The organism is Parahaemophilus parainfluenzae, assembly GCF_001055095.1.
Lineage (GTDB): Bacteria > Pseudomonadota > Gammaproteobacteria > Enterobacterales > Pasteurellaceae > Haemophilus_D > Haemophilus_D parainfluenzae_Z.
On sequence record NZ_JVHG01000019.1, the window covers coordinates 15815 to 30246 of the forward strand.

Below are 14432 nucleotides of genomic sequence, written 5' to 3' on the forward strand. Positions count from 1 at the left end.
ACCGCACTTTTGTTTTTAGGAAATTAATTAATCTTGTAATGCACCACTGTTAAACATTGGCAATCCCATTGTTTTTAAGCTGTCACGATAAATACCCAGTAAGTCTTTCTCCGTAATTTTTTGTAATTGATCTAACGGTTTATCTAACGCAGCAACTGTTTCAATCACAAGACAAGGAAACCTTGAAGATTTTTTGCATAATTAATTCTCCATATTGGATTGAATAACAAAAAGAGCGGTCACTTTTTTATCAGTTTCCGCTCTTTTCACTAAACTTGATTCATCGACATACACAATAACGTCAATGGATGGATACAAGTCACGTTAGATGACATATCGATCTGCCATTTACAAGTTTGGCATTCAGAGATCACGTAATCAAATCCACCGGCATTGATGTTATCGAATAAGTTCTTACCGATAGATTGGGAAACCTCGTAGTTTTCTTCTTTGAAACCGTATGTTCCAGCGATACCACAACATTGTGATGGTAACATCACTACTTCTAAACCTGGAATTTGTTTTAACACTTCCAAGGTGTACGGTGCCCAACCTGCTTTATCCACGTGACATGCGGTGTGATAAGCTACACGCAATTTCAATGGCTTAAGCGGTAAGGTTTTACCTTCTTTAAAGAGTTGATATAAGAATGGTGTCACCATGTGAATATGCGGACGAACTTTCGCATTGTCGATACCTAAAATATGATGATATTCATCACGTAAATTTAGGGAGCAACTCGATGCTTCACTGATCACATCCAAGCCATTTTCATCCACCATTTTGCTGATGTAATCGGTGTTAAATTGTGCAATTTTTTTCGCTCGTTCTGGGAATTGGTTCACGCTTAATGGCAAGCCACAACATTTTTCTTTTTCCAATAACACCACGCCAATATCCATAGCATTGAACACTTGAATAAATTCTTTACCCAATTGTGGATTATTGTAGTTCACATAACAACCGTGATAATACGCCACTTTGCGTTCGAATTTTTGTTGGCTTTCCACCATTTTTTTCATATACCAGCTACGGAACGTACCAAAGGAATATTTTGGTAACGTACGATGACGGCTGATTTTTAACGCTTTTTCCAACACAAATTTTGTCGCTTTCAAACCCGTGATTGTGTTCACAATTGGGGCTAGTGGCGTGTTAAGTGACCCCATAATATCGGTGTTACTTAAAATCGCATCACGTAATTTTTGCACAGCCGGTTTGTGTTGTTGAGCAAGGTATTTATTTCTTGCACGAACGATAATGTCACCAATTTTCACATCAGACGGACACGCAATTTCACAACGTTTACAGTTAGTACAGTATTTCAATGCTTCATCATAAAGTTCGGCTGATTTTAAGCGTAAACGCTCACCATCCGGGCCTGATTGTTTTGGACCTGGATAGTTTGGATTTTGACGCGAAACCGGACATACTGCAGTACACGCCGTACATTTAATGCAGCTCTCAAAGCTTTCATCAAAGGCATGATGATGTTGTGGCGCATTAAGGGATTGTTTTGCATTATCAATTAATTGTTGAATGTTCATAACGCCTCCTTAATGTGTGTTGTGAAGAATTTCATCAGCAACAGCAAGCGCTGTTACCACTGCTACGCCAGAACCACAACCAAGCTTTAGGGCATTGAAACCACCAATCACATTACCCACCGCATATAAATTCGTTAAAAATTGACCGCTCTTTTGTACTTGGCATTGCGCATTAATCGCCACGCCCGCAGATTGGTACGGTTGTGGATTTGAGAAACGGTGATCAGTCCAAGTAAAGCGATCCGTATCGTTAAAACCTTCCACACCGATGATGTCAGAATGGAATACGGGTTCGTAGATTTTATCGAATTCAGAAACTAAACCTTTACTGAAGAAACTGCCAGAAGCTAAGACAAAATGTTCTGCTGTGATTTCTTCCGCTTCGTGCAAACGCGTTTGAATAGCACGAACTTTGTTGCCATGAAAATGTGCTTTTAATGCGCTATCACCATTCATCATGAGTCCGCCTAATTTCTCAAAACGATGACGTAATTGAATACGTTGACGCATACCTAATAAAGAAGGCGGTAAAGTTGGTAATTCAAATAATGGCAAGCCAGTTGCTTTACGAAGTGACTCCATAAACTCTTGATTTTCTAAACCGAAACAAGCTGGTAAGAAAATTGCTTCAGTGCCTTTCGCAGCTTCTTTCATTTCAGCCACAAGATCATCAAATTTCAGTTTATATTCTAAAACTTGCGCAATGTTCACACTACGGAATTCACGGGAATTTGCACGTAACTGATCTAATTCTGGAATATTTAAAAAGCCCGTTTTCACTTCACAATGTGCAAATTGTGGATTGAGCGTAAGGTTATCTGCCAATAATTCTGGTTGGAAATCGTGATAGCCTTCAATGCCTAAAACCGCAATTTTTTTATAAGGGAATGGGGTTTCGCCTTGCACGGTTGGCACGCTATTTGGTGAAAGCCATGCACCACGTAAACTGCCTAAACCCGTTACACGAAGATGATTTTCTGCGGTTGAACCAATTAAATCTAAATTTAATGATTCCGCTAATTTTTCGAAATCTTGCGCTTTCGCTAATACGCGTTCAGCACCCATAATGCTATAAGGGTGTTGCGGTAATTGAGCTGCAAGTGCAGTCAAATTCTCAGGAATATTTTTAACAAACGCACCATTTGGTAAACGGCTTAATAAATCCAATGAGCCGGATGCAAAATCAATTGCTGCTTGGCCGTTATTAATAATGACACAACGTTTGCCTTGTTCTTGTAGAGCGATGCCGCAAGTTAAACCTGCAAGGCCGCCACCAATAATCACTACATCAAAATTCATTGTTATCCGTCCCTTGCTGTTTGTCAGTTTCAAGCGGTTGAACATCGTTTAAGCCCAACACACTGCCATACATCCATGAAGTAAATTCCGCTTCACGAATCGCTTCGCCCCATGCAATAGGCTCAATACCACGCCAACGCTCTTCCATGAAAGAGGTTAATTGTGTGGTAGATTGGCGAGGTGTTGCCACTTCAAAACGGTTCATTAAGCCCGCCGCACGACATGCGCAAAGCTCAGCTTGGCAAGTACCCATACCTACACGAGTACGACGACGTAAATCCACTAAGTTATTGACGTTTAATTCATCAACGGCATAACGGACTTCACCCGCTGTCACGGCTTCACATTCGCACACCATTGAACGATCAAGACGTTCTTTATCTAATAAGCGAGTTGCACGTGAACCATGACGATACACGGCTGAATAACGAATCGTACTTGGAAGTGAAATCACTTTCTGATTGGTTTCTGCGCGGCTTTCAGTTGAACCCGGCAATGGACGCTCAGCAGTCGTACAACGTGCGGTTTTGTTGAGTTTTTTACAAACAAGATCCGTTGCCCATTCAGCCATTAAGCGATAAGTCATTAATTTACCACCAGTGATAGTGATAAAGCCGTCTAAGCCATCACGCTCTGCGTGGTCAAGCAACACGATACCGCGACTTACGTTACGACCTGATGGATCATCATCAGACGCGACTAACGGACGCACACCGGCATAAGCACGTAATACACGAGTATGACGCAAGCTTGGTGCAAGTTTTTCCCCCTCACGGAATAAGATATCCACTTCTTCCGGAGTGACTTCCATGTTATCAATTTGATCGTAAGGAATACGGCTAGAGGTTGTACCGATAACACAAATGGTATCACCTGGCACAAGAATGTCCGCATCCGCTGGTTTACGGCAACGGTTAATGACCATTTTGTTGATACGGTGTCCCATGACAAGTAATGCACCTTTTGCTGGGAACATTTTGATTTTGAGATCCGCATATTCTGCGATGCCTTGTCCCCAAATACCACCCGCATTAACGACTAATGGCGCAAAGAATTTACGATTTACGCGATTTTTGTGATCGTAAACATCCACACCGATTACTTTGCCACCTTCGCGAATTAAGCTTTTCACTTCGCAATAAGTGAACATTTTCGCGCCATTTTCGGTGGCATCCATCACGTTAGAAGCCGTTAAACGGAAAGGATCGATTGAACCATCTGGCACAACAACGGCCCCCACTAAATCTGGGTTTACTGATGGCTCCATAATTTGGGCAAGTTTAGGATCAATGGCGACAGCTTCAATACCGGATTTAGTACAACTTTCGATGAAAGTTTTTTGATAATCAAGGGAATCTTCAGGTAAGGTAATAAATAAACCTTCTGTTTCATCCACACAGTGACGAGCGATATTGCGCAGAATTTTATTTTCTCTAATACATTCTTCTGCTGATTCTTGATCGTTTACGGCATAACGCGCACCACTATGTAACAAACCGTGGTTACGACCTGTTGCGCCTGTCGCAATATCACGACGCTCTAATAAAATACAGTTAATTCCACGCAATGCGCAGTCACGAGCAATCCCCGCACCTGTCGCACCACCACCAATGATAATCACATCCGTCGAGATAGGGGAAAAATCTCCCACATCACGATACATATTAGGCGATAATCCCATTGTTACCCCCAAAGCCAAAATATTAATAAAAAGAAACGTAAAAACTGTTACAAATTCCATGGCTATTGTATGGGAGAGCGGTTAAATTCACAACATTCTGAGCGAAAAAGAAAGCTGTTTTGTGAGATAGATCACACAATTTTCGAATTCGCTCATTTGTTAAAAAATATTTTGTGAAATGCATCACATTTTTGAATTATTTCTCTTTTTAATTTCTATTTTTATTTTATCATGCACGCTATCCCCATCATGGGGGTGGACTCATAATTAAAATGATTTTGGAGAGAAATTATGTTTGGACCATTTAAACCCGCTCCGCACATTGCGGAACTTCCAGCGGAGAAAATTGATTCCACGTATAAACGCTTACGTTGGCAAGTGTTTGCAGGGATCTTCTTTGGTTATGCCGCTTACTATTTTGTACGTGCAAACTTTGACTTGGCACAACCTGGTTTAATTCAAGCCGGCTTGTACTCAAAAGCGGAATTAGGTGTTATCGGCTCAGCTGCCGGTCTTGCCTATGGTTTATCTAAGTTCGTAATGGCTGGTATGTCTGACCGTTCGAACCCTCGTGTATTCTTACCATTTGGTTTATTGCTTTCTGGTCTTTGTATGACCATGATGGGTTTATTCCCATGGGCAACTTCAGGCATTGCCATCATGTGGGTAATGATCTTCTTAAATGGTTGGTTCCAAGGTATGGGTTGGCCTCCATGTGGTCGTACAATGGTACACTGGTGGTCTAAATCAGAACGCGGTACTATCGTATCTATCTGGAATACCGCGCACAACATCGGTGGTATGATGCCGGGTGCAATGGTGCTATTAGCAAGTGCCGTCTTCTTCAGCACTCATGGTGTCGAAGCACAAGCAAAAGATATTTGGCAACAATCCCTCTACTATCCGGGTATTGCTGCAATGATCTGTGCAATTCCAGTTTACTTCGTGATGCGTGATACTCCACAATCTTGTGGTTTACCATCAATTGAAAAATGGCGTAATGACTACCCAGATGACTATAACGAAAAAACTTACGAAAACGATTTAAGCACAAAAGAAATCTTCGTAACTTATGTATTGAAAAACAAACTGTTATGGTACATCGCGATTGCTAACGTATTCGTATACTTAATCCGCTACGGCGTATTGAAATGGTCTCCGGTTTACTTAAGTGAAGTAAAACACTTCAACATCAAAGGTACCGCATGGGCTTACACAATCTATGAATTAGCAGCGGTTCCAGGTACATTATTATGTGGTTGGGTATCAGATAAAGTCTTCAAAGGTAAACGTGGTTTAACCGGTTTCATCTTCATGATCTTAACTACCGCAGCAGTTGTAGCATACTGGATGAACCCAGCTACACCAGAAGCTGAACTTGCAAACTACTCAGCTTGGTATGAAAACCCATATCAATTAACTGACTTCATCTTAATGACCTTAATCGGTTTCTTAATCTACGGTCCTGTAATGTTAATCGGCTTACACGCTCTTGAGCTTGCACCGAAAAAAGCAGCAGGTACAGCAGCAGGTTTCACCGGTTTATTCGGTTACTTAGGCGGTACAGTATCAGCATCAGCTGTTATCGGTTGGGCAGCACAACACTACGGCTGGGACGGCGGTTTCTACGTCATGATCGGTGGTGGTGTCTTAGCGGTGTTATTACTCTTCATCGTAATGGTTGAAGAAGGTAAACATAAAGCTAAATTAGGCGATACCTACGGTAAATAATCTATAAATTAAAGGCGACAGGCGAAGGCTTGCCGCCTTTTTTATTACAAAAAACAACTGAATTTTTAACTGCACTTTAAAAGGAGATAATGTGATGAAATTGAATAAATTAACCATTATGTTAGGCGCGGCAGTTATGGCAAATGCAGCATTCGCAAATCAAACTTGTGAAGCACCCTATCGTTCAGCCCTCCCCGCTTATACTTATAAATTAGACAAAGTACTCGAAGTCAACGGACGTCAAGGCATTACCACTGATGGTAAATATTTATACGTATCGGGCAGTAAAACGCTCGCCAAATACGATATGGATGGAAAACTGATTAAAGAAAATAAAGATCCTTTTGTCGGCTATCAAAAAGAAGCCAATCACATTGGCGACATTGATATCTACAACAATGAACTTTATGTTTCCTCCGAATGGTTTGATGCCGGCGTAGGTAAAAATATTCAAATTGCGATTCACGATCCTGAAACCCTCGCATTAAAAAGATCAGTTGATTTTAATCCTGAGTCAGGTCAAGTCGAAGTTTCCGGCATCACCGTAGATACCGTTCACAATTCTGTTTGGATGGCATCTTGGGTTGGTGAGGAAAGTGGCCGTTATTTATATGAATATGACCTTTCAACCGGTAAATATAAACGTAAAGTGCATTTACAACCTGTTCCACAATGGATTCAAGGTGTTTATGCCTATAACGGTGATCTCTACGTCACATCTGATGATGGTACAGCAGATGAAAAAGAACCTGATCATATTTATCGTGTAGAAATTTCAGATAAAAATAATGAAGCTCGAGTTGTTTTAGAAAAAACATTGAACGACATTCGAGATGTCGGCGAAGTCGAAGGCTTGAATGTGAATCCAAAAACGAAACAACTACTTGTCCATGCAAACCGAGGCAAACAAATTGTGTTAGGGATGCCAAAAGGATTTTATCCAGGATATGACCGTGAAATTAGTGAAATCTATTTTTACGACATGAAACCAAGATGTAATAAGTAAATCAAGGAGAACACACCATGAAACTCAAAACTTTAGCGCTTTCTTTATTAGCTGCAGGCGTACTTGCAGGATGTAGCGCACACTCTTCTGTGGACACTATGAAATCAGACAAAATTATCATTGCTCACCGTGGTGCAAGTGGTTACTTACCAGAGCATACACTTGAGTCTAAAGCGCTTGCATTTGCACAACATGCAGACTACTTAGAACAAGACTTAGCGATGACAAAAGATGGTCGTTTAGTTGTTATCCATGACCACTTCTTAGACGGCTTAACTGACGTGGCGAAAAAATTCCCAAATCGTCATCGTAAAGATGGTCGCTACTACGTAATCGATTTCACCTTGAAAGAAATTCAAAGTTTAAATATGACTGAAAACTTTGAAACTAAAGATGGTAAACAAGTTGCAGTATATCCAGGTCGTTTCCCACTTTGGAAATCACACTTCAAAATCCATACTTTTGAAGATGAGTTAGAATTCATCCAAGGTTTAGAAAAATCTACCGGTAAAAAAGTGGGTATCTACCCTGAAATCAAAGCACCTTGGTTCCACCACCAAAATGGCAAAGACATTGCAGTTGAAACCCTTAAAGTGTTGAAAAAATACGGTTACGATAAGAAATCTGACATGGTTTACTTACAAACCTTCGACTTCAATGAGTTAAAACGTATCAAAAATGAATTGCTACCAAAAATGGGCATGGATTTAAAACTTGTCCAATTAGTAGCATACACCGACTGGCATGAAACTGAAGAAAAAGACGCGAAAGGCAAATGGGTGAACTACGATTACGATTGGATGTTCAAACCAGGTGCAATGGCAGAAGTGGTGAAATATGCTGATGGCGTTGGTCCAGGCTGGTACATGTTAGTAGATAAAGAAAAATCTAAACCAGGCAACATCGTGTATACCCCATTAGTGAAAGAACTCGCACAATACAAAGTGGAATTACACCCATACACCGTACGTAAAGATGCTTTACCTGAATTCTTCACTGACGTAAATCAAATGTACGATGCATTATTAAATAAATCTGGCGCAACCGGTGTATTCACCGACTTCCCTGACACTGGCGTTGAGTTTTTGAAAAAACAAAAATAATACGTAAGTAAAAGTAATAAAAAGAGCGGTCAAAATTCGTTGTGATTTTTGACCGTTTTTTCATTTATAAAGTTAAATAGATCACTTTCCAATAATTTTATAAAGTAGATATCATAATTACAATTAGCTAAACTTTACTTAAACAATTCTATTAAATCCAACAAACTAATTAATATAGCAAATATTGTAAACCTCATATTCCATTTATCTTGTTTTTCATGTGCTAATTTCTCTATTTCTTTCCGCTTTTTATCCTCATCCAAATTCAAGATGTAATGCACACTAGATAACTGCTCCAACAACTCATCTGAGTTTTGATTTATGTCAAAAACATTATCCAAGTACTTCCATGTTTCAATCAAACTAATATTTCTCATAACAACTGGCTGATGGAATAAAAATACCGCCTTAAACTTTGTAGCCTCTATATATAGCTGTCTTAACTTATCAACATCATCCTGACAACAAATACTCTCAGAAAGCCTATTGCTTATATTTTCAATAGCCCCCAAATAAGCATGAGCCAACGCTAACAGAATAAGTCTCCGTTTAAAATTATATTCTTGCTCTGGTATTCGAGAATAGAATCCCATTCCTCTGCCATCAATATGCTCATAATGAGATGGATACTCTATAAAATCATTTTTCTTTATGGCTTTTGACTTTCTTATCTCTAGAGAGATTTCTTCTGCAATAGCATCATTGAAAAAAGAATCATCAATAATTAATTTTGAAACTGATAAAATAGAATATTTCTTATAATCTAATTCTATTTTTGAAAAATCAACAAACATACTTTGTTCATATTTTTCACCGATAAAAAACATTAGTAACCAATTTCCATTTTTATCTTCATAAAACTTATTATTAGACAATAGAACAGAACGTAAAAAGAGAATATTACTATTGTTAATCTTTAACTCACACAATTCATTGACATCTGGGTATTCAGTTATCTTATATATTTTAGCTGTAATGTTTTTTTTCATGATGTAATCACCTTAATAAGCTAATATCATTTCCAGAATTTGTTAGGTGCAATTAATTTTGCTAAATGCGTGGTGTGCAGGTTCTTGATATCGTATCATCAAGATTGACACATGAACATTATTTACCCATCTCTTTTTATGTCTAAGTAAAAAGGCTTGCTATTTATCTCAGCAAGCCTTTTAAATAAACTAATTAAGCAAACTGCTTTTTATTCTCTAAATAGCGTTTTGCACATTCTGCTGCAGCAACTAAGCCACCAGCCATCATAATAATATCTTTAATCACGAGTCGGCCAGCACCTGAGAGATATGGGAAGCCATAATTAGGGGTTGGGAAGTCCCCTCCTAAATTAGGCACCCAGGTTTCTGGCGTAAATATCAGGAACGACAGCGTGACTATCGACATGCCAAAGGTGAGTAAGCCCCCAAATAAACCTAATGTTGGAGACCAAATTCCTGCTAATACTAAAATACCAATTGTCACAATGATTGCGCCAATAATATAAGAAGCGGTATAGGTGCCGTTGGCTTTATGCCATTCGATATTTTTTGCGACCATTTTGCCTTCAGGGTTTTTATATAAGGTATATTCTTTTACTAAAACACCCTTATCATTTGTCACTTCATTTGCACCGTTTTTGTAAAGGAAGCTTAAAAAAGGACTATTTGACACAAAGTGTGCGATACCATCTGCCTCATACTGGCAAACTTTTAAACCTCCAATCCAAACCATCACAACACAAATCGCAATGCGGATAAAGTTAATAAATTGACGTTGCAATGGCGCAACAATATTAGCTAGCAATGTAACTAATGCACTCATTCAGAACTCCTTATATAGTTCAATGGATATAACGGACATAATGTCCAAGAATTTTTATATAAAATATTTATATAAATCATTAACAATATTAGCGAGTAATATTGTTGGTATTTTTTATTGCTAAGATTTATGCAATAAAAAAAGAGATACCAATTTCTTAGTATCTCTTATTTTTAATTAATTTTCCGTGATCAATTTCACATTATTTGAAATTCACTCTCGCATTTCTAAAAATTCTCATCCATGCGCCATCTTCAGACCAATCTTCTGGATACCATGAGTTGCTCACGGCACGGAATACACGTTCTGGGTGTGGCATCATCGCGGCAATACGACCGTCCACGTTAGAAATGGCGGTAATCCCTAATGCTGAACCATTCGGGTTGGCTGGATAGGTTTCAGTTACATTCAAATGGCTGTCGATATATTGTGCCACAATCAAGTTTTGCGCTTGAAGTGCGGTCAAATTCTCAGGTGTTTTGAATTCTACACGACCTTCACCATGAGAAACGGCAATCGGCATATGTGAACCCGTCATGCCTTTAAACCACAATGAGTTGGTGTCGTTGATTTTCACCATCGCAGCACGCGCTTCAAAACGTTCTGATTTATTACGTACGAAACGTGGCCAGTTTTCTGCACCAGGAATGATTTCCGCAAGGGTGGAGATAAATTGACAGCCGTTACATACGCCTAATGAAAGAGTGTTTTCATTGGCGAAGAATTGGCTGAATTGATCGCGTAATTGTGGGTTGAATAAAATAGATTTTGCCCAACCGCCACCTGCGCCTAATACGTCACCGTAAGAGAAGCCACCACAGGCCACCATCGCGTTGAAGTCGTTTAAGTTGTAACGGCCTGCCATTAAATCACTCATGTGAACATCAATCGCCGCAAAGCCTGCACGATCAAAAGCGGCCGCCATTTCAACGTGGCTGTTTACACCTTGTTCACGCAATACGGCTACTTTCGGTTTTACGCCTTTGCTGATATACGGTGCGGCAATATCTTCATTCACATCATAAGTTAAGTGAGCCGATAAGCCTTTGTTGTCTGTTGCTTTTTTCGCTTCAAATTCTTGGTCAGCACATTCTGGGTTATCACGTAAGCGTTGCATTTGGTGAGTGAGTTCTGCCCAAATACCACGTAATTCAGAACGTTTTTCGCTTAATAGTTTTTTACTGCCTCGTGTGATTTCAAAACGATCTTCTGAACTTACAGAACCGAGTTCATAAGTTAAACCAAGCAAGTCATACGCTTTTAATACCTCACGCACGGCGCTTAATTCACGTTCTGACACTTGGATTACCGCACCTAATTCTTCATTGAATAACACGGCTAAATCATTATCGCCTAATGCAGAGATATCCACATCTACACCGCAGTTACCCGCAAATGCCATTTCTGCAAGGGTGGTAATTAAACCACCGTCGGAACGGTCGTGGTAAGCCAATAATTTACGCTCTGCCACCAATGCTTGCATTGCATCGAAGAAGTTTTTCAGTTTAGCTACGTTTACCACATCGGCTGGTTTATCACCTAATTGTTTATACACTTGCGCAAGTACGGTCGCGCCTAAGCGATTTTTTCTTTCACCTAAATCAATCAACAATAAACGGCTTGCGCCTTTGTCTGTGCGTAATTGAGGTGTCACGGTTTTGCGGACATCTTCCACGCGTGCAAAAGATGAAATCACTAAAGAAAGCGGTGCGGTGACGGATTTTTTCTCGCCATTTTCTTCCCAAGTGGTTTTCATCGACATCGAGTCTTTACCCACAGGAATGGTGATACCTAATGCTGGGCAAAGTTCTTCACCGACTGCTTTTACGGCTTCATATAAGCCTGCATCTTCACCGCCATGGCCCGCTGCAGACATCCAGTTTGCAGACAGTTTGATGCGTTTAATATCGCCAATGTTGGTGCCCGCAATGTTGGTAATAGATTCGGCTACCGCTAAACGTGCAGAAGCACCAAAGTCTAATAATGCCACCGGTGCGCGTTCGCCCATTGCCATGGCTTCACCATGATAGCTGTCTAATGATGCAGTTGTAACAGCCACATCAGACACCGGAATTTGCCATGGGCCGACCATTTGATCGCGTGCCACCATACCCGTTACCGAACGGTCGCCAATGGTGATTAAGAACGTTTTTTCTGCCACCACCGGTAAACGTAATACACGATGTAACGCTTCTTTTAATTGAATATTTTCTGTTGCAAGCGGTCGATTTTCCACAGTTTTTGATGAAACCTCACGCGTCATTTTCGGGGTTTTGCCTAATAACACATTCATTGGCAAATCAATTGGATTATTGTCGAAATGGCTATCGTGCAAGGTTAGATGTTTCTCTTCCGTTGCCTCGCCAATGACTGCAAATGGCGCTCGCTCACGTTCACAAAGTGCGGTAAATAATTCGAGTTTTTCTGGCGCAACCGCTAATACATAACGTTCTTGCGATTCGTTACACCAAATTTCTAATGGTGACATACCTTTTTCATCGCAAAGGATTGAGCGTAAATCAAATTTACCGCCACGTTCACCATCGTGCACCAATTCAGGCATCGCGTTGGATAAACCACCCGCCCCCACATCGTGAATAAAGAGAATTGGGTTTTCATCACCTAATTGCCAGCAGCGATCAATCACCTCTTGGCAGCGGCGTTCCATTTCTGGGTTTTCACGTTGAACGGAAGCAAAATCTAAATCTTCTTTTGATTTACCGCTGTCCATCGAAGAAGCGGCACCACCGCCTAAACCGATGTTCATCGCTGGGCCACCTAATACGATCAATTTCGCACCGACTGGAATTTCACCTTTTTGAACGTGTTCGCCACGAATATTACCGATACCACCCGCTAACATAATCGGTTTGTGATAACCACGCACTTCTTCACCGTTGAAGCTGTTGACTTTCTCTTCATAGGTACGGAAATAACCCAATAATGCAGGACGACCAAATTCGTTGTTAAATGCTGCGCCACCTAATGGGCCTTCAATCATAATATCTAAGGCTGAAGCAATACGGTTTGGTTTGGAAAGTGGATTTTCCCAAGGTTGTTCAAAGTTTGGAATGACAAGGTTAGATACAGAGAAACCGGTTAAACCGGCTTTTGGTTTGGCACCACGACCGGTTGCACCTTCATCACGAATCTCACCGCCCGAACCTGTTGCAGCACCCGGGAATGGCGAAATTGCCGTTGGATGGTTATGGGTTTCCACTTTCATTAAGATATGTGCATCTTCATTGTGATAGCGATATTGCCCATCTTGATCCGCAAAGAAACGGCCGACTTTTGAGCCTTCCATTACCGCAGCATTATCTTTATAAGCTGAAAGCACGAAATCAGGGGTTTTCTCAAAGGTATTTTTAATCATCTTAAACAGGGATTTATCCTGTTTTTTGCCGTCAATAATCCAATCCGCATTAAAGATTTTATGGCGGCAGTGCTCAGAGTTGGCTTGCGCGAACATATAAAGTTCAATATCGTGCGGATTGCGTCCTAATTGAGTGAAGTTTTCTACCAAATAATCAATTTCATCTTCTGCCAGTGCCAAGCCTAATTCTACGTTGGCTGTCACCAAAGCTTCACGCCCACCTTTTAAAATATCCACGGTTTTAAACGGTTTCGGATCTTGATGACGGAATAAAATCTCCGCATCTTGCGGATTACGCACCACAGTTTCCATCATTCGGTCATGTAAAAGTGCGGTCAATTTTTCTGTTGTTTTTTCATCAAGCGGTTTGCTTAACTCAAAATAATACGCCAAACCACGCTCAATGCGCTCTACTTCATTTAAACCGCAATTATGCGCGATATCCGTCGCTTTAGAAGACCAAGAAGAAATCGTGCCAACGCGTGGAATCACAATAAAAGTTTCGCCTTTGGCATCGTGTTCTGCCAAAGTTGGGCCGTAATGTAACAATGCTTTTAGTTTTGCTTCCTGCTCGCTAACAAGCGGTCGATTTAATTCCACAAAATGCAAATATTCCGCATAAACCGATTTCACCGGTAATTGATTTTGTTGGAATTTTTGCATTAAACCTTGAATACGGAATTCAGAAAGGGCGGGTGAGCCACGAAAAGTTTGAAACATACGGGTACCTTTGAGTTGTGTTTGAGATGAAAATCGCGGGCTATTATAAAGGAAAACACGCCAAAACGAAAACGTTTGCGTCAATCATTTTCAAATGATTTTAAGTGGGAGAAAGCATATAATCATCAAGAAATTTAAAAACAATCCGAAAACTAAC

The 14432-nt window shown here is 40.3% G+C and carries 9 protein-coding genes and 1 pseudogene; 3 read left to right on the plus strand and 7 right to left on the minus strand.

The annotated features are described in order from the left end of the window. Window positions 1-27: 27 nt before the first annotated feature. The 4 genes and pseudogenes from ADA56_RS09700 to glpA all read right to left on the minus strand — a co-directional run. Window positions 28-165: pseudogene (locus tag ADA56_RS09700) on the minus strand (transporter); the annotation flags it as partial. Window positions 166-269: 104 nt separating this feature from the next. Continuing rightward, the gene (glpC, locus tag ADA56_RS05495) at window positions 270-1547 is read right to left on the minus strand and encodes an anaerobic glycerol-3-phosphate dehydrogenase subunit GlpC (RefSeq protein ID WP_049369756.1); all 1278 of its coding nucleotides are present in this window, start codon (window positions 1545-1547) and stop codon (window positions 270-272) included. Window positions 1548-1556: 9 nt separating this feature from the next. Beyond that, on the minus strand, window positions 1557-2846 hold the full coding sequence (gene glpB, locus ADA56_RS05500) for a glycerol-3-phosphate dehydrogenase subunit GlpB (protein WP_049369757.1): 1290 nt from the start codon (window positions 2844-2846) through the stop codon (window positions 1557-1559). Next, window positions 2836-4527, minus strand: coding sequence for an anaerobic glycerol-3-phosphate dehydrogenase subunit A (gene glpA / locus ADA56_RS05505; RefSeq protein ID WP_049369758.1), 1692 nt, complete (start codon window positions 4525-4527; stop codon window positions 2836-2838). The genes glpB and glpA overlap by 11 nt, the downstream gene beginning before the upstream one ends. 291 nt (window positions 4528-4818) lie before the next feature. Between glpA and glpT the strand changes: the two genes are divergently transcribed. The 3 genes from glpT (at window position 4819) to glpQ (ending at window position 8367) form a co-directional block, all read left to right on the plus strand. After that, window positions 4819-6258, plus strand: coding sequence for a glycerol-3-phosphate transporter (gene glpT / locus ADA56_RS05510; RefSeq protein WP_049365713.1), 1440 nt, complete (start codon window positions 4819-4821; stop codon window positions 6256-6258). 94 nt (window positions 6259-6352) lie between these two features. Then, window positions 6353-7264 carry a hypothetical protein gene (locus ADA56_RS05515; protein WP_049367604.1) on the plus strand — a complete coding sequence of 304 codons (912 nt, stop codon included), beginning with the start codon at window positions 6353-6355 and terminating at the stop codon, window positions 7262-7264. A 17-nt stretch (window positions 7265-7281) separates the two neighbouring features. Further along, window positions 7282-8367 (plus strand): glycerophosphodiester phosphodiesterase, encoded by a 1086-nt coding sequence (glpQ, locus tag ADA56_RS05520; RefSeq protein ID WP_005697412.1) that lies wholly within the window; start codon window positions 7282-7284, stop codon window positions 8365-8367. A 134-nt stretch (window positions 8368-8501) separates the two neighbouring features. On the opposite strand, the gene ADA56_RS05525 is transcribed toward glpQ, so the two are convergent. From ADA56_RS05525 to purL, 3 genes are all read right to left on the minus strand, one after another. Continuing rightward, on the minus strand, window positions 8502-9356 hold the full coding sequence (locus ADA56_RS05525; protein ID WP_049365711.1) for a hypothetical protein: 855 nt from the start codon (window positions 9354-9356) through the stop codon (window positions 8502-8504). Window positions 9357-9549: 193 nt separating this feature from the next. After that, the gene (locus tag ADA56_RS05530) at window positions 9550-10179 is read right to left on the minus strand and encodes a YkgB family protein (RefSeq protein WP_005697450.1); all 630 of its coding nucleotides are present in this window, start codon (window positions 10177-10179) and stop codon (window positions 9550-9552) included. Window positions 10180-10381: 202 nt separating this feature from the next. After that, a complete protein-coding gene (gene purL / locus ADA56_RS05535) occupies window positions 10382-14275 on the minus strand; it encodes a phosphoribosylformylglycinamidine synthase (protein WP_049369759.1) in 3894 nt (1297 codons plus the stop codon). Window positions 14276-14432: the final 157 nt, after the last annotated feature.